The organism is Pseudomonas sp. MSSRFD41 (assembly GCF_014230245.1).
In the GTDB taxonomy this organism is placed as follows: Bacteria; Pseudomonadota; Gammaproteobacteria; order Pseudomonadales; family Pseudomonadaceae; genus Aquipseudomonas; species Aquipseudomonas piscis.
Genome location: NZ_JACKZK010000006.1, coordinates 81,715 through 100,116, shown reverse-complemented (window position 1 = coordinate 100,116; position 18,402 = coordinate 81,715). Strand labels below are relative to the sequence as shown.

The 18,402-nt window shown below is 66.4% G+C and carries 18 protein-coding genes and 1 tRNA gene; 8 read left to right on the top strand and 11 right to left on the bottom strand.

Going from position 1 to position 18,402, the window contains the following annotated elements; all coding sequences use genetic code 11:
- The first annotated feature begins 158 nt into the window (after window positions 1–158).
- A complete protein-coding gene (locus H7A76_RS12225) occupies window positions 159–1,868 on the top strand; it encodes an amidase (RefSeq protein WP_185698712.1) in 1,710 nt (569 codons plus the stop codon).
- Window positions 1,869–1,928: 60 nt separating this feature from the next.
- Here the strand turns inward: H7A76_RS12225 and H7A76_RS12220 are convergent, their stop codons facing one another.
- Both H7A76_RS12220 and H7A76_RS12215 read right to left on the bottom strand, forming a co-directional pair.
- Window positions 1,929–2,477, bottom strand: a complete 549-nt coding sequence (locus H7A76_RS12220; RefSeq protein WP_260497956.1) for a hypothetical protein — start codon at window positions 2,475–2,477, stop codon at window positions 1,929–1,931.
- 123 nt (window positions 2,478–2,600) lie between these two features.
- The gene (locus tag H7A76_RS12215) at window positions 2,601–2,939 is read right to left on the bottom strand and encodes a hypothetical protein (protein ID WP_260497955.1); all 339 of its coding nucleotides are present in this window, start codon (window positions 2,937–2,939) and stop codon (window positions 2,601–2,603) included.
- 159 nt (window positions 2,940–3,098) lie between these two features.
- On the opposite strand from H7A76_RS12215, the gene H7A76_RS12210 reads away from it, so the two are divergent.
- Window positions 3,099–3,596 (top strand): hypothetical protein, encoded by a 498-nt coding sequence (locus H7A76_RS12210; protein WP_185698711.1) that lies wholly within the window; start codon window positions 3,099–3,101, stop codon window positions 3,594–3,596.
- Between the two features lie 36 nt (window positions 3,597–3,632).
- Here H7A76_RS12210 and H7A76_RS12205 read toward each other — a convergent pair whose 3' ends face one another.
- From H7A76_RS12205 to H7A76_RS12180, 6 genes are all read right to left on the bottom strand, one after another.
- The gene (locus H7A76_RS12205; protein WP_185698710.1) at window positions 3,633–5,759 is read right to left on the bottom strand and encodes a TonB-dependent receptor domain-containing protein; all 2,127 of its coding nucleotides are present in this window, start codon (window positions 5,757–5,759) and stop codon (window positions 3,633–3,635) included.
- Between the two features lie 142 nt (window positions 5,760–5,901).
- Complete coding sequence (locus H7A76_RS12200; protein ID WP_185698709.1) at window positions 5,902–6,120, bottom strand: DUF4287 domain-containing protein; 219 nt, start codon at window positions 6,118–6,120, stop codon at window positions 5,902–5,904.
- Complete coding sequence (locus H7A76_RS12195) at window positions 6,117–6,620, bottom strand: hypothetical protein (protein ID WP_185698708.1); 504 nt, start codon at window positions 6,618–6,620, stop codon at window positions 6,117–6,119. Before H7A76_RS12195 ends, H7A76_RS12200 begins: the two co-directional genes overlap by 4 nt.
- Window positions 6,621–6,749: 129 nt before the next feature.
- Window positions 6,750–8,321, bottom strand: coding sequence for an FGGY-family carbohydrate kinase (locus tag H7A76_RS12190; RefSeq protein ID WP_185698707.1), 1,572 nt, complete (start codon window positions 8,319–8,321; stop codon window positions 6,750–6,752).
- A 13-nt stretch (window positions 8,322–8,334) separates the two neighbouring features.
- Window positions 8,335–9,930, bottom strand: a complete 1,596-nt coding sequence (locus H7A76_RS12185; protein WP_185698706.1) for a glycerol-3-phosphate dehydrogenase/oxidase — start codon at window positions 9,928–9,930, stop codon at window positions 8,335–8,337.
- Between the two features lie 3 nt (window positions 9,931–9,933).
- Entirely contained in the window at window positions 9,934–11,529 is a 1,596-nt protein-coding gene (locus tag H7A76_RS12180; RefSeq protein WP_185698705.1) for an FAD-binding oxidoreductase, read from the bottom strand.
- Between the two features lie 197 nt (window positions 11,530–11,726).
- Here H7A76_RS12180 and H7A76_RS12175 point away from each other — a divergent pair, with 197 nt between their 5' ends.
- Both H7A76_RS12175 and H7A76_RS12170 read left to right on the top strand, forming a co-directional pair.
- Window positions 11,727–12,431: a hypothetical protein gene (locus H7A76_RS12175; RefSeq protein WP_185698704.1), complete on the top strand. Its 705-nt coding sequence runs from the start codon at window positions 11,727–11,729 to the stop codon at window positions 12,429–12,431.
- 169 nt (window positions 12,432–12,600) lie between these two features.
- Window positions 12,601–12,675 (top strand) — tRNA-Gln (locus H7A76_RS12170).
- Between the two features lie 17 nt (window positions 12,676–12,692).
- On the opposite strand, the gene H7A76_RS12165 is transcribed toward H7A76_RS12170, so the two are convergent.
- Complete coding sequence (locus H7A76_RS12165) at window positions 12,693–13,601, bottom strand: LysR family transcriptional regulator (RefSeq protein WP_185698703.1); 909 nt, start codon at window positions 13,599–13,601, stop codon at window positions 12,693–12,695.
- 119 nt (window positions 13,602–13,720) lie between these two features.
- Between H7A76_RS12165 and H7A76_RS12160 the strand changes: the two genes are divergently transcribed.
- Window positions 13,721–14,926 (top strand): MFS transporter, encoded by a 1,206-nt coding sequence (locus tag H7A76_RS12160; protein ID WP_185698702.1) that lies wholly within the window; start codon window positions 13,721–13,723, stop codon window positions 14,924–14,926.
- Window positions 14,927–14,936: 10 nt separating this feature from the next.
- Here the strand turns inward: H7A76_RS12160 and H7A76_RS12155 are convergent, their stop codons facing one another.
- Window positions 14,937–15,242, bottom strand: a complete 306-nt coding sequence (locus H7A76_RS12155; RefSeq protein WP_260497954.1) for a MafI family immunity protein — start codon at window positions 15,240–15,242, stop codon at window positions 14,937–14,939.
- Between the two features lie 140 nt (window positions 15,243–15,382).
- On the opposite strand from H7A76_RS12155, the gene H7A76_RS12150 reads away from it, so the two are divergent.
- Window positions 15,383–15,838, top strand: coding sequence for a hypothetical protein (locus H7A76_RS12150; RefSeq protein WP_022644122.1), 456 nt, complete (start codon window positions 15,383–15,385; stop codon window positions 15,836–15,838).
- 44 nt (window positions 15,839–15,882) lie between these two features.
- Here H7A76_RS12150 and H7A76_RS12145 read toward each other — a convergent pair whose 3' ends face one another.
- The gene (locus tag H7A76_RS12145) at window positions 15,883–16,449 is read right to left on the bottom strand and encodes a TetR/AcrR family transcriptional regulator (protein ID WP_185698701.1); all 567 of its coding nucleotides are present in this window, start codon (window positions 16,447–16,449) and stop codon (window positions 15,883–15,885) included.
- Window positions 16,450–16,617: 168 nt separating this feature from the next.
- On the opposite strand from H7A76_RS12145, the gene H7A76_RS12140 reads away from it, so the two are divergent.
- Window positions 16,618–17,415, top strand: coding sequence for a crotonase/enoyl-CoA hydratase family protein (locus H7A76_RS12140; RefSeq protein ID WP_185698700.1), 798 nt, complete (start codon window positions 16,618–16,620; stop codon window positions 17,413–17,415).
- Window positions 17,416–17,458: 43 nt separating this feature from the next.
- A complete protein-coding gene (locus tag H7A76_RS12135) occupies window positions 17,459–18,355 on the top strand; it encodes an alpha/beta fold hydrolase (protein ID WP_260497953.1) in 897 nt (298 codons plus the stop codon).
- Window positions 18,356–18,402: the final 47 nt, after the last annotated feature.

Below are 18,402 nucleotides of genomic sequence, written 5' to 3'. Positions count from 1 at the left end.
CCCGCGATGGACTTCAGCGCGCTGGGTTTATCCCGTCAATACGCGCTACCGTCCACGAGCATCGCGAGCAAGTTTCGCTCCTGTAAGGATCACCCCGCTTGACTGACTGGCGCCCCGACTCAACCCTTGCCGCGCCAAGCCGTACCACGAGAACCCGCATGATCGAAGTCACCGAAGTCTCCATTGCCCAACTGCGCGCCGCCCTCGAGTCCGGCCAGACCACCGCCGTGGAACTGGTCCAGGCCTACCTGGCGCGGATCGATGCCTACGACGGCCCCGCCACGGCCACCGCCCTCAACGCGGTGGTGGTGCGCAATCCCCAGGCCCTGGAGGAAGCGCAAGCCTCTGATGCCCGCCGCGCCAGGGGCCAGCTCCTCGGGCCACTGGACGGCATCCCCTACACCGCCAAGGACAGCTACCTGGTCAAGGGCCTGACCGCCGCCTCCGGCAGCCCGGCCTTCAAGGACCTGGTGGCCCAGCGCGACGCCTTCACCATCGAGCGCCTGCGCGCCGGCGGCGCCATCTGCCTGGGCAAGACCAACATGCCGCCCATGGCCAACGGCGGTATGCAGCGCGGGGTCTATGGCCGCGCCGAAAGCCCCTACAACGCCCAGTACCTGACCGCGCCCTTCGCCTCTGGCTCGTCCAACGGCGCCGGCACCGCCACCGCCGCCAGCTTCAGTGCCTTCGGCCTGGCCGAGGAGACCTGGTCCAGCGGCCGTGGCCCGGCCTCCAACAACGGTCTCTGCGCCTACACCCCCTCGCGCGGGGTGATCTCGGTACGCGGCAACTGGCCGCTGACCCCGACCATGGACGTGGTGGTGCCGTACGCCCGGACCATGGCCGACCTGCTGGAAGTGCTGGACGTGGTGGTCGCCGAAGACCCGGATAAACGCGGCGACCTATGGCGCCTGCAGCCCTGGGTGCCGATCCCCGCCGTGGCCAGCGTGCGCCCCGTTTCCTACCCGCAACTGGCGGCCGACGCCAGCGCCCTCAAGGGCAAGCGCTTCGGCGTGCCGCGCATGTACATCAATGCCGACCCCGAGGCCGGCACCAGCGCCAAGCCAGGAATCGGCGGCCCCACTGGCCAGCGCATCGTCACCCGCGCGTCGGTCATCGAGCTCTGGCGCCAGGCACGCCAGGCCCTGGAAGCTGCCGGCGCCGAGGTGCTGGAAGTGGACTTCCCGCTGGTGTCCAACTGCGAAGGCGACCGCCCCGGCGCGCCCACCGTGTTCAATCGCGGCATCGTCAGCAAGGAATTCCTTCATGACGAGCTGTGGGAACTCTCGGGCTGGGCCTTCGACGACTTCCTGCGGGCCAACGACGATCCCAAGCTCAACCGCCTGGCCGATGTCGACGGGCCGCGGATCTTCCCCCACGACCCGGGCACCCTGCCCAACCGCGAGGATGAACTGGCGGCGGGCATGGACGAGTACGTCAACATGGCCAAGCGCGGCCTCAAGACCTGGGACCAGATCCCAACCCTGGCCGACGGCCTGCGCGGCCTGGAGCAGACCCGCAAGCTCGACCTGGAAGACTGGATGGACGCCCAAGGGCTGGACGCGGTGCTGTTCCCCACCGTCGCCGACGTCGGCCCGGCGGATGCCGACATCAACCCCGAGTCGGCCGACATCGCCTGGAGCAACGGTATCTGGGTGGCCAACGGCAACCTCGCCATCCGCCACCTGGGCGTGCCCACCGTCACCGTGCCCATGGGCGTGATGGCGGACATCGGCATGCCGGTGGGCCTGACCTTCGCCGGCCGGGCCTATGACGACACGAACCTGCTGCGCCTGGCCTCGGCCTACGAGTCCACTGGCAGCAAGCGCCTGGTGCCGCCGCGCACGCCCAAGCTGGCCGTGCAGTAACGCAAAAAACGCAATCGGGGCCGCCGTGGCCCCGATCCTCATTCCTGCCCGCTCAAGGCCTCACTGCTCATCCCCGGGCTGCAGCGGCGAATGCTGCCAGTCGAACCGCGCGATCAACTGCCTGCACAGCTCATCCAGCTGCGGATGGTAGTAATGCATATGGGGCACCGGCATCTGCGCTTCGCCCAGGCCAAAACCCAGGGCATACAACGCGCTGGCATAACGCTCCAGCGGGCCATAGGCGTAGATCAGGTTGTGCCGGTCCCAGGCCACCGTGGCCTGGTCTTCGGGCGAGTGCACCCAGAAATCGAAGCGACTGTCGCCACACAGTAATGGCTTGAACTCATCGATGAAGTCCGCGACCTCGGCCAGGGACAACGGCGGGCTCATGTAGCGGCCTACCGGCACCCCCTCGCGGCTGGTATGCAGCACGAACAACAACAGCAGCGGCTGGGTGAGGCAACGGGCCAGGCTGAGCAACACTTGCGGATCGGACCCCGGCACGCCGGCCACCACCCGCTCGCCGCCATTGAAGGGCGCGATCTGGAAGACCGGCGGGTAACTGTGCTCGACCCACTGGTCATCGATCATGTGTGCAAATCTGTGCATAACGGCCTGATCCTCCCGATCAACTCTCACACCTGGCCTGACGTCCATTCGTCAGGGCGGCGAATGTAAAGCACTCGGGGCAAGCTAGATAGCCTTATCGAACACGACCTTGAGCCGTGGCGGCTACTGCACCTCCAGCAGCCTGAACTGCAGCGGCGAAGCGGCCTGGCCCGGGCAATAGTCGACCGTCAGGCTCAGCTCGCCGGGCCGGCCCGCGGACCACAACCGGCATGTCATTCGCAGCGTGCCCGGTTCCTGGGTCGGGTAGCAGTCGAAGTCCACTCGCCCGCTCCTGTCGGGCGTCAGCGCCCTCTCCCAGGCGGGCAGCGCAAGACTGGCCAGGCAGGCCGCGCCCGCCTCGAGTTCCTCGAGCATTTCCTCATAAATCGCGGCACTGATGCCGTACTGCGCCAGAGCCCCGGGCGCGCCGCCCTGGATCGCTCGCAGCAATCCGGCCAGCAAGTCGTAGATCCGTTGCAGGTCCCCTGCGGGCAGGGTGGTTCTCCTGAAATTGCACGGCGGCCATGCCAAGGGATGCCCCCCGGCACCAACAGTCCAGCCTCGTCAAACCTCGCTGGCGCCCTGTACCCTACTGCCGACCCTTTTTCCCCTAGGACACCGATGAACGACCACCCTGTTCCCCTGGCCAACGGCTGGACGGCCCGGTTCACCTACCGTGGCGAATTTCGCATGGGCGCCGAAGGCTGGAGCCTACTCTTGGAAGGCCCCGGGCAACAGCGCATCGGTTACTTCGACAGCCAGATCGTGCTGGTCAACGACGAAGATGGCGCCCAGGCCCGCTCCTGCATCAGCCTCTGCGAGGACGGCACCCAGGGCTACCTGGCCATGGGGCCGGACCAGGGCTGGGTGCTGGACTTCACCCGTTCCATGCTTGCCCCGCACCGGGTGCGCATCCATCACCACCACCCCGGCTACGATGAAAGCGTCTCGGTCTGCGAACAACCGGCCTTCAAGCGTGAGCGCCAGTACATCCGGGTGGCTGGCCAGTTCATCTACCTGACCTTCCCCCTGACCCGGGACGAGGACTTCCCCAAGGTCTGGGAGGAGTACCTGGCGATACGCCGGCGGCAACTGGACGAGCTGTACTTTCGCAACTGACACCGCGCGCCGTCGCGCCCGGCCCAACCATCGGCCCTAGCGCAGGCTCCAGGACATTCCGACATACACCCCCAGGCCTTCGCCCGGGGTCGAACGGGCGGCATCCTGGCCCTTGTCGTCGTAGCCCGGGGTAACGGTGGCGGCATAGCGCTGGCCGGTCAGGTTGCGCAGGTCGACCCAGGCCTGCCAGTCGTTCTTCGGCGCGTTGTAGCCCAGGGTCGCGCCGAACAGCGCATAGGGGTCGGCGTAGTAGCTGTTGGCGTAGTCCACCGCCACCTTGGACACCAGCTGGGTGTTGACGGCGGCGAAGAAGCCCTGCGGCCAGTCGTAGCGCAACTCGCCCTGGTAGTAGTGCATCGGCAGACCCGGCAGGCGGTTACCGCCAAAACGTGGATCGTCGCGGTAGTGGAAGTCGCTGAAGGTATAGGCCTGGCGCAGGCCCAGGCGCCCCACCCCGGGCCGCGACCACAGCTCGCTCTCCAGGCTGGCCTCCACCCCCTGGTGCACCGTGGGGCTGGCGTTGAGTTCATAAGGCATGGTGGCGCTGGACTCCGGCCATACCGACAACAGTTCATGGCGAACCTGGGCGTAGTACCAGGCCAGGCTCCACTGGCCCAGGGCGCTGTCGCCCCGGCCGCCCAGTTCCAGGGTGGTGGCGGTCTGGTTTTGCAGCTTGATCGGATCGCGCTGGGTTCCCGTGGCGGCGCCGCTGCCGGTCGGGAAGCGCAGGTTGGAGCTATAGATCAGCGACCAGGGATGCGGCGCCTCCACCGAACGGCTGAGGTTGCCGAACAGCTGCACATCGCGGTTCAACTGGTAGCGCAGGCCCAGGCGCGGGGCATAGTCCCAGTCGCCGAGGCTGGTCTTGCCGCCGCCCTCGGGATAGGTCACCGCGCTCTCGCGGCGGGTGTAGATGGCCGCCAGGCCGGTGGTCAGCCAGAGGTCGTCGGCGATCTCCAGATCATTGCTGAAATGCAGGACGCTGTCCGAACCCTGGTAGGTGAAATTGCGCATCCGCGTGCCCGGTGCGTAACCACTGGTAGTGCCAGTGGGGATACGCACGAACTCGCTGGCGCCGTCGTTGGGCAGGTGCTTGGTCACCCGCAGGCCCAGGGTGCTGCGGCTCTCCAGGCCCCAGAGGGTGTCGCGGCGCTTGTAGTCGAGGGTGCCGCTGACATCGCTATACGCCACCTTCAGGCGGTTGGGGCCTTCGCGCAGGTCCATGGGGTAGTCGTGGTAGACCAGGCCGGCCTGCAGGCTCGAATCGTCATCGATGTACCAGGTGGTCTTGTTGCCGACGAAGGTGCTGCCCGGCTGCTTGCGCCGGTCGTCCCGGGACACATAGGCAGGGTTGGCCGCCCGGGGGGAATGTTCGATGGAATGCTTGGTCACCCGCCCGGCCAGGTCGTTGTCGGTCTGCCGGTAGCGCAGGTAGAAACGGGTTTCCAGGTTCGGGTTCAAGCGATAGCCGAAGTTGGCCACCACTCCCCGGCTGTCGCTGGCGGTATGGCGCTGGTAGCCGTCGGCGTTGGAATCGGTCAGCGAGACGTAGTAGTCGAAGTCCCCCAGCACTTGCCCGGAACTGACCTGGCGCTGCTGGTAGCCGTGGCTGCCGGTGGCGTAGCGCACCTGCAACAGCGGCGCGTCGTAGCCGGTATGGCTGATGTAGTCGATGGCGCCGCCCAGGGCCAGGGCGCCACGGTCGAAGCCGTTGGCCCCGCGCAGCACCTCCACCCGGTCGACCCACAGGGGCTCCAGCAGCTCGTAGGGGGTTCCGCCAGGGCCGCTCAGGGGCAGGCCGTCGAGCAGGGTGTAGAGCCCCGAGGCGTGGGCCCCGGGGGCACGGTTGATGCCCGAGCCACGGATCGAGATCTTCACCCCCTCGTTGCCCGCGGACTGGGCATAGACCCCGGGCTGGTAGGCCAGCACGTCCTGGTTGCTGGCCACCCGGCCCTGCAATGGCCGGCTCATCTGCACCAGGTTGCTTCCGCCGGGAACCTGGGCCAGCTGCGCCCGGGATTCTTCAGCCCCCTGCCCGGCGTCCTCCTGGCCTTGTCCCAGGACCTGCGCCGGAGCCAGCTCCACGGCACGGGTTTCGGCAAACGCCGGGCAGGCCAGGGCCAGGCCCAACAGGGCCGTGGGCAAGGATTTTGGCGCAGACATCGAGAAAACTCCGACAGGCAAAAAGAGAGCAATGCAAGGTGCGACGCAGGAAAGAACGAAGAGAACACAGAGGAATTTGGCTTATTTCGCCAGGAAAGCGGATGTCGGCAGTCAGGCGTTCACAGAAAGGCACGCGGGGGGACTAGCGGTCCTGGGTGCCCGCCAGGAAGTGCGCCACCAGGGCATTGGCGTGGCCATGGCCCATGCCATGTTCGGTCTTGAGCCAGGCCACCAGCTCCATGTGTTTCTTGCCGCCGCCCCTTGCCAGCAACTCCAGCCAGTGGCCGTATTTCTTTTCCTGGCCGTAGTTCTTTTCAATGGAAGGGAAGTACGACGCCGGCCCTTGGCGCTGTTCATTCATGGCTGATTCTCCGTCTTCTGGCTGCCCTTGATGTTATCGATCAGGTCCACCACGTAGTTCTGGTTGAACCCCGCGACAAAGGACCAGAACAAGAGCTTGGCGTAGGCGGCATAACCACCGGCGTGCTGGCAGAAGATCACGTAGAAGCTGTTCTCGCGATAGCCACAGGTTTGATCGGCAACGATCGTTGGAAACAGCTCCCCTTGCACCACCCCGGAGATGAACAGGATATACAGCAGGCCGGCGAGGATGCCGCCGATGAACGACGGCAGTACCAGGCTGAACCAGGAACTGCACAAGCCGATGATCTGCTCGTCGCTGAGGCTGGAAAGCTGGCGGTGAAAGCCGACATAGCCGCCGATGTTGCCGGCAATGAACACCACCGAGGGAATGGTATAGCCGTCGGCCATGGCCACCGACACCAGGGACGCCGCCAATAGCAGCACAAAGATGAGGAACAGTCGTTGCCACAGGATGTTCAGCGCTTCCTGGCGGTTCATGCTCGTCTCGCAGGCGTGGGTGGTCGAAGGGGCCCTGCCCCTTGATCACGATAGATCAGCCCTGGCGCCTGGGAGGACTTTTTACCCAGGAGGCGTTCGCCCGCTCCTGGCCGCTGGCCGGCACTTCCGCTAAGCCGGGTAACCGGTGATCTGGCGGATGCTCTGGTACAACGGCTTGAGCTGGCGGTACATGCGCAGGTACACCTGGCTGTACAGTCGCTGGTACATCTGCCGGGCCTGGGGCTGGGGCTCGAACACCGCGCCGACCCGGGTCATGGCGCTGATGGCCGTGGCGAAATCCGGGTACAGCCCCAACCCCACCGCACAGGCGATCACCGCGCCCAGCCCCGAGGCCTCGTAGACATGCGGACGCTCCACCGGCAGGCCGAAGATATCGGCGGTCAGTTGCATCGCCGCATCGCTCTGGGAACCGCCACCGGCCACCCGCAGGCGGGTGATCTTGAGCTTCGAGCGTTTCTCCATGCGCTCCATGCCCTGGCGCAGGGCGTAGGCCAGGCCCTCGAGGATCGCCCGGTAGATATGCGCCCGGGTATGCACGTCGCCGAAACCGATCATCGCGCCCTTGGCCTCCATCCCCGGCTCGCGAATACCCGGCGACCAGTAGGGTTGCAGGGTCAGGCCCATGGACCCCGGGGGCACCGCCTGGACCAGGGCGTCGAACAACTGTTCCGGCTCCAGCCCCTGCTGCGCCGCCTGCTGCACCTCGCGCAGGCCGAACTGCTGCTTGAACCAACTGACCATCCAGTAGCCACGGAAGATCATCACCTCGCAGTTGTAGTGGTCCGGCACCGCTGCCGGATACGGCGGAATCAGCGGCACCACCTCCAGGTAATGCGCGCGGGTGGTGGTAATGGTGGCCGTGGTGCCATAGGAGACACAGGCCGTGGTGGAATCCTGGACCCCGGAGCCCAGCACCTCGCAGGCCTTGTCGGCACCGGCGGCGATCAGCGGCAGGCCCTCGGGAATGCCGGTGTGGCGACTGGCCTCGGCGGTGATCCGGCCCAAGGTTTCACCAGGCTTGTGCAGGGTCGGCAGTTGCTCGCGGCGTACCGCCAGGGCCTGCCATTTCCAATCGCTGGGGGCGGCCCAGCGCAGGCGCTTGTAGTCGAACGGCAGGTAGGCCACGCAGCACCCCACCGAGTCGACGAAATGGCCGGTCAGGCGATGGGTGAGAAACCCCGACAGCAGCAGGAACTTGTCGGTGGCGGCCCAGATCTCCGGCTGTTTCTGCGCCACCCAGTTGGCTTCGGCCTGGGCGCGGAAGTAATCCACCGTGGCCTCGGCGCCAATCAGCTTGAACAACCAGCTCCAGGGGCCCTTGAGCTTGCCCTCGAGCTCGGCCTGGCGCTGGTCCAGCCAGAGGATCGCCGGGCGCAGCGCCCGCCCCTGGGCATCGACGTTGATCAGGGTGCCGCGCTGGGTGGTCAGGGACACCCCGCGGATCTGCGAGCGGTCGATGCCGGTCTGCTGCCAGAGGATCTGGCAGGCTTCGCCGAGCTTGGCCCAGTAGTAGTCCGGGTCCTGTTCGGCCCAACCGGGCTGGGTCGAGTAGTAGGCCTCCAGTTCCACCTTGCCCTTGCCGATCAGGTTGCCCGCAAGGTCGAACAGCAGCGCGCGCACGCTCTGGGTTCCGTTGTCGATGGCCAGCAGGTAGTCCCGCTCATTGTTGTGATTATCCATGGGGCTCTCTTGGTTAGGCGTCAGTGCGAGGCAAGCTGTGGTGGCGTTGCCACAGGGCGAGGTAACGCTGTTCTTCGGCTTGCCAATGGGCGTCGCTCCAGCCCAGGCGCTCCTGGCACAGGTTGCGGATGGCTGGCAGGTAGCTGGCGCCGCCCTCGGCCAGCAGCAGGCCCAGGCGCGTGCGGCGCAGCAGCAGGTCGTCCAGGTGCAGGACCATTTCCGCCTCGGCGGCAAAGGCCAGTTCGGCCCACAGGGTGTCGCTGGCGCCGACGCACTCGTGGCCCAACTGCTCCACTAACTGCGCCAGCCGCGGCAGGTCACGGCCATGGCGCCCGGCCAGGCGCCGTAGCTGGGCGCCGCTGAGCCCGGGAATGTCCACCGCCGGCACCGGGGCGAACACCGGGGCGCCGTCGTCGCTGACACTGCGTCCGATCATCGCCCCACAAGCGGCCAGCACCTCGATGGCCTGGGGCCGGAAGGTGGTGAGCTTGCCACCGGCCAGGGTCACGCACCCCGGCTCCTGCCATAGCACATGCTCGCGGGTTTCGTTGGACGGTTTGCCCTGGGAGTCCGCGCCGCCAGCGGCCACCACCGGGCGTACCCCGGCCCAGGTCGAAAGCACGTCGCCGGCGACGATCCGCGCCTCGGGAAACTGCTGGGCGCAGGCCGCCAGCAGGTAATGCAGCTCCTGCTGGCTGATGCTGGCGCTCAAGTCCAGGTCTTCATGGTGGTCCAGGTCGGTGGTGCCGACCACGGTGGCGCCTTCCCAGGGAAAGACGAACACCGGTCGGCGGTCCTCGGCATGCATGAAGCTCAAGGCATGGGCCACCGGCAGGCGCCAGCCCGGCAACAGCAGGTGGCTGCCACGCAACGGCCGCAACTGGCGCCCCGCATCCGCCGGCCGCAAGCGCTCGGCCCAGGCGCCCGTGGCCACCGCCAGGACCGAGCAGCGCAGCTGGCGTGGCGCACCGCCTTCGCTGTCGTCGATCTCGACCCCGCAGACCCGCCCCTCCTCGCGCAACAAACCGGTCACCCGCACGCCGTTCAACGCCAGGGCGCCATCGGCCCGGGCCTCGGCCAATACCCGCAGCACCAGCCGCGCATCGTCGGTCAAGGCATCGAGAAAACAGGTGCCACCCAGCAAGCCCGGGGTCTTCACCCCCGGCACCAGGAACGGCAACTGCCCAGCATCGTGGAACCTGTGGTTGCGCCGCCCGGCCAGGGCGTCATAGAGGCTCAGCAGACCGCCGAACACCCGTGGGCCGGGGAACTGGCCACGGTAATGGGGCATCAGGAAACCCATGGGCTCGACCAAGCCGGGAGCCTCCTGCAACAAGCGCTGGCGCTCGCGCACCGAATCCCGGGTCAGGCGCCACTGTCCCTTGGCGATGTAGCGCAAACCGCCATGGACCATCTTCGAGGAACGGCTGGAGGTGCCCCAGGCAAAGTCCCGCTGTTCCAGCAGCAGGCAGCGCCAACCACGCCGGGCCGCCTCACGCAGGATCCCGGCGCCGCTGATGCCGCCGCCGATCACGATCAGGTCCCAGGGTTGAGTCGCCAACCTGGGCAGCGCCTGCTGGCGCCACTGGGCATTCCAGTCCTGGTTCATGGCTCACTGCTCCAGCAAGGTGCCGGGATTGAGGCGCCCGGCCGGGTCGAAGTGGCGACTCAGGGCCTGCAGCGCATCAATGGCCAGCGGACCCTTTTCCCGCAACAGGTACGGCGCGTGGTCCTTGCCCACCCCGTGCTGGTGGCTGATGGTGCCGTGGTGATTGACGATGGTCTGGCTGGCAGCGTGCTTGAGCGCCTGCCAGCGGGCCAGGGTCGCCGGGTACTGCCGGTCCGGACGGAACACGTAGGTGGTGTAGATGCTCGAGCCTTCGCCATAGACGTGGGACAGGTGGGTGAACACATGCACCTGCTCGCCCTCCGCGGCCAGGCCGTCGCGCAGGCTGTCCTCGATGCGTTGCAGCAAAGCATCGACGTTGCTCCAGTCGGTAGCGGTTTCCAGGGTGTCCACCAGGTAGCCGGCGTTCCACAGGCTTTCGCGCAGGTAGGGGAAACGGAAGCGGTTCTGCGCCCACTTCTTGCCCAGCAGGGTGCCGGTGAATACCCCGCCAAAGACCTTCAAATGCTGGCGCGCCTGGCGCAGGGACAAGGCGTTCTGCCGGCGATTGCCGGTCACGCCGAAGGTCAACAGGCACTTGCCCTGGCCCGCGCCCCGCAGCGCCAGGTACTTTTCCAGCCAGGCGATCTGTGTCGGGTGGCCGGCCAGGGCCAGTTGCGTCTCGGTCTCCACGGCGTTGGACAGGCGCAGCATCGACAACGGCACCCGGGCCTGGGCCAGGACTCGCACGGCCTGCAGGGCCTGGGTCCAGTCCGGCAGGAACACCCCGTAGAAACGCTCGTCGTCCGGCAAGCGGCTGACCCGCACCTTGACCTCGGAAATGATCCCGAAGCGCCCTTCGCTGCCCAGCACCACTTCACGCAGGTCGGGGCCGGCGGCGGAGGCCGGGAAGGTGGCGATCGGCATCGGCCCGGCGAAGGTCTCCAGGGTGCCGCCGGCGAACAATTGCTCGATGCGCCCGTAGCGCAGCGACTGCTGGCCGCTGGAACGGCTGGCGACCCAACCGCCAAGGGTCGACAGCTCCCAGGACTGCGGGAAGTGCCCGAGGGTGTAGCCTCGGGCGCGCAACTGGCTCTCCACCTGGGGGCCGCTGGCGCCGGGGCCGAAGGTGGCCAGCAGGCTGTCTTCGTCCAGGTCCAGCAGGCGGCTCATGCGCGCCAGGGACACCGTCAGCACCGGTCGCTCGGACCAGGCCGGGTTGATATGGCCGGCCACCGAGGTGCCGCCGCCATAGGGAATCAGGCACAGGTCGCGTTCCTCGGCCAGGGCCAGCAATTGGCGAATCTGCCCGGCGCTTTCCGGAAACGCCACCGCATCCGGATAGACCCCCAGCTCGCCTTCACGCAACGCCAGCCAGTCCGCCAGGCTCTGGCCCCGGGCGTGTAACAGCCGCTCCTGGGGTTCGATGCTGTACAGCGGATGGGCCGGCAAGCGCGATGCCGGCACCCGGGCCAGGGCCTGTTCCAGGGAAGCTTCCGGCAACCTGAATCCCGGCCCCAGGCGCTCGGCGAGAAAGCCCGCGCCTTCGGCCGGCAATTCGACCACCGTGGATGCATCCCCCCAGCCATTCCAGCGTCGCATGCGTATGTCCTTGTGCTGTTCTTATAAGTCTTGCGTAAGGCTCCCTATACTAGGGCGCGGCTGCCGGCTGTCACGGTCGCATCGAGCCATTGGGTGTAGCCGATTGAGTCAGCCATGCCCGCGCCAGGAGCGAAGCAGGTGACAAGCCGCCTGTGCTGCCGAACAATCCCCTGCCCGTCCCCAGGATCGAACCGCCCATGCCCGCCCCGCTGAAAACCTGCTCCCCGCTGTTCTGGTCCCCGGACCTGGGCATCGACTATGGCGCCGCGACCTTGAGCCTGCGCGACCTGCTGCCGCAAGTGGGCCAGGGCATCTCGGCGTTCTTCGAACCGGAGGATCGGCTGATGGTCGGTGAGACCCTGCAGTTGATCTGGCACCCACCCGTGAGCGATATCAACGGCTGGAGCGAACAACCTTCGGAACTGGCCCACAGCCATTTGCTGCGGGCCAGGGTCAGCGGGCCGCGGCAGTCACCCGGCCAGCCGATGCATGACCTGCATCGGGGCCGGCAGCGCTTTGCCTTGCAGGTCCTGGCCCGCACCCCGCTGCTGGCGGCCCTCAAGGCCCAGCCGCTGGACCAGCAGGCCTGGAGCCTGCCGCGCATCGGCAGGCCGCAGGGCGCTTGCCTGAGCTGGGATGAAGCCCATGGCTGCGGGCGCGCCGACGTCGGCGGACTGACCTGCCTGAGCGCCGCCAACGGCAACGAAGGCATGCTGGAGATGATCCTGGAGATCATCGGTGACCAGGTCAGCGGGTTGTTATCGGTGCACCTTGGCCCTGGCGGGAATACTTACGAATGGGGTCGGCGAGTGCTCGCGGGCGCGGAGCTCATTGCCATTCGCCGGGCCCTGGAGCACGCCCGGCCGCTGCAGGACACCCAGGACGCCTACCTCGTCGATTGAGTGTCAAGCGGGGAAAAAACTCCCGTACTGGACTAAGCAGCTGTTTTCAAACCGATTTTTTTTGCGCTGGGGGCTTCCCAAACCGCCGGTGAGTTGTTAAATTTGCGCCCGTTCTTGCAGCGGTCCTCCCCGGACCGGCACTTCAAGCAAGTAACGTCGCAACAGCTACAGGGGCGTCGCCAAGCGGTAAGGCAGCAGGTTTTGATCCTGCCATGCGTTGGTTCGAATCCAGCCGCCCCTGCCATTTTTCTTCCTCGTTGTTCATTCCTCCAGGCTTCGCGCCAGGAACTCCAGCATCGCGTTGACCTTGGGCAATCCCTGCCGGCTCTTCATCCATAGCAGGTTGATCGTCTGCCCCCGGGTCGCCAAATGCGGCAAGACTTCCACCAGGCTGCCATCCTGCAGTTGGCGCTTGACCAGCCACGACGGCAGGTGGGCGATGCCATAGCCGCCCAGCACCGCCATCAGCAAGCCCTCCCCCGCACCCACCACGCAACTGGCGGCAACCGACCGGCGCTCGATCTGCCCCGGCTCGCCGGTGGCGAAGCTCCAGGGATGCACGCGCCCATCCGCCCAGCCATAGGCGATGCACTGGTGCCGCTCCAGGTCGGCGATGACCGCTGGTTCGCCACGTTGCGCCAGGTAACCCGGGGCGGCACAGAACAGGTATTGCTCGGTTCCCAGGTGCCGATGCCCAAGCTCCGCCGGCCACAGGTCGGGGCCACCCAGGCGCACGGCGATATCGACCCCGGCCTCAATGGGATTGGCCAGATGCTCGGAGAAGGTCACATGGGGCTGCAACTGCGGATGCTCCCGGGCAAATTCGAGAATCGGCCCCAGGACCCGGGCCCGGCCGAATGCCCCCGGCAGGTCGATGCGCAGCTTGCCGCGCAGCTCATGCCGTTGCGCCTGCAACTCGAGCTCGGCCTCTTCCAGTTCGGCCAGCACGCCACTGCAAGTGCGGTAGAACGCCAGGCCGGCATCGGTCAGGGCCAGGCTGCGGGTGGTACGCCGGAACAATCGCGCCTGCAGCCGCGCTTCCAAGCGAGCGACGGCCTTGCTGATGGCCGACGCCGTGAGGTTCAAGCGTTCGCCGGCCGCCTTGAAGCTGCCACAGTCGGCCACGCAGACAAACACGTCGATACCCTTCAAGCGTTCGGAGGAAAACATTCGGCATCCTGTCTATTAATGAATCTGATTCACCTCAGTCGATAAAAAGCATCATAAAACAGAACCAGATTCCCCAGTAAGCTGATCAGCCCTCCATCGGTATCACTGCAGAGGCACAGATGCTGCGCACCCTGAAACACTATCCGGCGGCCCTCAACCTGTTGTTGGCCGGTACCCTGCTGCTGACCCTCGCCCGGGCGGTGACCCTGCCCTACCTGGTGATCTACCTGGCAGGCAGCTTCCAGCTGGATGTCGCCGAAATCGGCCTGGTGCTGGGCAGCAGCCTGATCATCGGATCGGTGTTGAGCCTCTATGGCGGTTTCCTGGTGGACAGGATGGCCAACCATCGGTTGGTCCTGTACTGCTGCGCGGTGTTCACCCTGGGCTTCGTCGGTAGCTTCGCCGCTCGCAGCCTCTGGTCGTTCTACCTGTGCCTGCTGGCGATCAACCTGGCCTACGCGGTGTTCGATATCGCCATCAAGGCCGGCCTGGCCCGGCAGCTCCCGGAAAACCAGCGCAGCACCGGATTTTCCATCAAATACACCCTGACCAACATCGGTTACGCGATCGGCCCGTTCCTCGGCGCCGGGCTGGCCAAGCTGGATATTAGCCTGCCCTTCGTGCTGTCCGCGGCCTTGGGTGGCGGGTTCTTCTGCCTGTACCTCGCCCGGGGCGAGCGAGTCCCGCTCGTCACTGAACCCACCCAGCCCCCCCTGGCGTTCCTGGCCCTGGGCAAGCAATTGCTGGCGGACTACCGCCTGGTCTGCTTCACCCTGGGCGGCCTGCTCAGCGCCGTGGTCTTCGGCCAGTTCTCGGCCTACCTGTCGCAGTACCTGGTGATCACCACCTCGGCTGAGGTTGCCTACACCACCATCAGCACCCTGGTGGCCACCAACGCGCTGCTGGTGATCTGCCTGCAGTACGCCATTGGCCGACGCATCCTGCGCCAGCACCTGAACCTGTGGCTGGCCACGGGCCTGGGCCTGTTCCTGCTGGGCATCGGCGGCTTCGCCATGGCCAGCAGCCTGGCGCTGTGGGTACTGGCCATGGCCGTGTTCACCCTGGGCGAAATCATCGTCTTCCCTGCCGAGTACATGTTCATCGACTGCATCGCCCCCGAGCACCTGCGCGGGCTGTACTACGGCGCACAGAACCTGTCCAACCTCGGCGGCGCCCTGGGGCCGATGCTCTGCGGCCTGGTCCTGGCCAGCCAGCCACCCCAGGCGATCTTCTGGATGCTGGGCCTGTTCGTCGTCGGCGGCGGGCTGTTCTACTGCCTGGGCGCCGCCAACCTCGGGCAGGCGCAAGCCAGGCCTGCGGACTGAAGGGCAGCGCTCAGGCAGGTGCCTGGCCCAGGTACCGGGCAATACGCAGCAACGCGCACTGGGCCGCCTCGGACAAGGCCAGGGGCGGCTCCTCGATCATGTACCGCAGATGCTCGAAAGCCAGGCCGGCCTCGTTATGTTCCAGGTAGTCAAGGACGATCTCCCGTCCGTGCTCCAGCCCCGCCTGGGCCAATGCATGCTCCGGCGGCACCTGGCCACCCAACTGCTGGTAGGCCTGGGCCATGAGCAACGACGCCTCATCCAGTACCTGGATCAAGTCGGTTCGCCAAGGATCGATCGATACAGGCATGCTCATACACTCCTCGTTTTCTGGAAATCGCTTGTCGGGTACCGTCCGCGGGATTTGCCAACCGGCCCCCGTCACGCCGCCAAACCTTCACAACCCCTGCTGCATCCCGTTCCTCTGTGCATCTCCCCTGCAAAGAGCGATGCCCCATGAAAAACACCCAATTGAGCCAGTTGATCCTCAACGACCACGCCCGCATCGAAGCGGCCATCAGTACCGGAGCCGCCTGGGAAGTGTGGTTCCAGGTGGAATTCCTGATGCTGTTGCGCGCGGCCCACCTGAGCGCTGCCCGGGAAGTGCCCTATCCGAAGCCCAACCAGGACCTGCGCCTGGATGTCCTGGCGCGCCAGGGCGTCGAAGACTACGCCATCGAGCTGAAGGTCGAGAGCGCCACCAATGCCGGTAACCGGCTGCTGGCCGAAACTCGCAAGGACATCACCAAACTGACCAAGTACACCGAACCGGTGGAAGCCCGCTGGGCAGTGGCCCTGGGCTACAGCGACGTGGCCAAGCACGGTCTGCGGGACTTTGCCACGGCCAACAAGACCTGGGTCATCTACCACGAGGCCGGCTACATGGGCTGCATGATCGCCACGGTTCCCTGATCCCCGGCCTGTGGCGGCTGTACGCCCGTGCGCAGCCGCCGCGGCTACAGGCCCTCGCCGAGGCTCGCCAGGGCCCGCCGGGTCACCTGTTCGATATAGGCCGGCTCACCATAGATCCGCGCGAGCAAGATCGCCCCTTCGTAGTCCGCCACCAGCTGCCTTCCCATGGCCAGCGCCTGCTCCGGTTCGTACCGGGCAACGAACAGCTGGGCCAAGGCCTTGGCCCAATCATCGAGAAAGGCCCGGATCGGCTGCATCAGCTCGCTCTTGCCATAGCTCGCATCCACCGCGATCACCCCCATCAGGCAACCGATGGCCCCGTCCTGGAACAGCTTCATGGACTTGCGCCCGATCTTTTCCAAGCGCTGGCTCGGGGTGAGTTGCTCATCGAAAGCCACGGCGAACAAGCTCCCGGCGATGACCTGATGGGTCTGTTCCAGCACATCGCGCAACAGCGATTCCTTGTTCGGGTAATGGTGATAGAACGAGGCCTTGGTCAGGCCACAAGCGGCGGCCAGGGTATCCATGGTCGTGCCGTGATACCCCAGGCGCTTGAAGGTGCTGGCGCAGCGCTGGAGCAGTTCGTCGCGGGAAATCTTCGAGGGGCGCATGGCTCATTCCTGGGCGGGATCACGGCCAGTGATTCTAAGGTATAAGCGGCCCTGCCTCAATTTGACGGTTACCAAATGTTTGTTTAGTTTCAATAACCGAACGCTTGGTCAATAACTCGCCAGGCGCTCGCTCATTCAACGAACAACGCATTTCAGGAGAACGCCAAGATGAACCAAGCCACTAGCACAGCGGGCCGGGTCACCCGGGAGCAACGGGGCCAGGTGTTGTTGATCGGCCTGGACCGGGCCACCAAGCGCAACGCTTTCGACAGCGCCATGCTCGAGGACCTGTCCCGGGCCCTGGGCGAATACGAGCGCGATGAACAACTGCGTTGCGCGGTGCTGTTCGCCCACGGCGAGCATTTCACCGCCGGGCTGGACCTGATGGAGTTGACGCCGAAGCTGGCCAGTGGCGGCATCGCCTACCCCGAAGACGGCATCGATCCCTGGGGCGTGATCGGGCCACGGCGCAGCAAACCGGTGGTGATTGCGGTACAGGGCGCCTGCTGGACCGCCGGCATCGAGTTGCTGCTCAATGCCGATATCGCCATCGCCGCCAGCAATGCACGCTTCGCCCAGCTGGAAGTGCTGCGCGGCATCTCCCCGGCCGGTGGCGCCACACTGCGCTTTCCCCGGGTGGCCGGCTGGACCCGGGCCATGCGCTACATGCTCACCGGCGAGGAGTTCGACGCGGCCACGGCCCTGGACATGGGCCTGCTGGTCGAGGTAGTGGCCCCTGAACAACTGCTGGCCCGGGCCATCGACTACGCCGAGCGCATCGCCAAGGCGGCGCCGTTGGCAGTCAGGGCGACCTTGCAGTCGGCCTTCCTCGCCCTGGAGCAGGGAGAAGAGGCGGCCCTGGCCCAGCTCAACCCGCAGCTCATGCAGCAGGTGCGCAGCGAGGATGCTCGCGAGGGAGTGATGGCCATGCTACAAAAACGCCAGCCCGTGTTCCTCGGCCGTTGAACCACCCTGCCCGCTCCCGAACCCCTGCCCAAGGATGCCTGCGTTGAACATTGCAGTCCGTACCGATCAGCCGTCCGCCAGTAGCGAGCCGTTGACCCTGGTGGCCACCGATGGCTATCGCCTGGGCGCCCTGCGCTACCCGGCCATCGGCACTGCCAGGGGCAACCTGCTCCTGGCCAGCGCCGCCGGTGTCCAGCAGCGCTTCTACCGGCGCTTCGCCGAACATGCCGCGCGCCGCGGTTTCAACGTGCTGACCCTGGACTACCGGGGCATCGGCCAATCCCGCTTCGGGAGCCTCAAGGGGTTTGCCATGTCCTTCCTGGACTGGGCCTACCAGGACCTGGCCGCAGCCGTGGAACTGCTGCGCCACGACGCGCTGTCCTTGTACTGGGTCGGGCACTCCTTCGGCGGCCACGCCTTCGGCCTGCTGCCCAACCACCAGGCCGTCAGTGCCTGCTACAGCCTGGGTAGCGGCGCCGGCTGGAGCGGCTGGATGCACTGGCGCGAGGCTCTGAAAATGCGCCTGCTATGGAAGCTCGTCCTGCCACCGCTGGTGGCGTACAAGGGCTACATGGCCTGGAGCCTCCTGGGCATGGGCGAGGACCTGCCGCTGGGGGTCTACCGCGACCTCAAGCGCTGGTGCGAATACCCGCACTACTACTTCGACGACCCGCAGATGGCCCATCTGGCCGAACTCTACGCCAGCGTACGCACGCCCTGCCTGTTCGCCACCTCGGTGGACGATCCCTGGGCCCCGCCGCGCTCGCTGGATGCCTTCGCCAAGGGCTACTGCAACGCCCCCATGACCCGGCTCGACCTGAAGCCGCCAGCCGGCGCCCGCCCCTATGGTCATATGGGCTATTTCCGCGACGATGCCCAGCCCCTGTGGGACGACATCCTCGACTGGCTGCTGGACCAGCCCACCCCGCTGCCGAGCTGATCCGGACAAAAAAAGGGGCGATCGACGATCGCCCCCAAAGCGTTGCT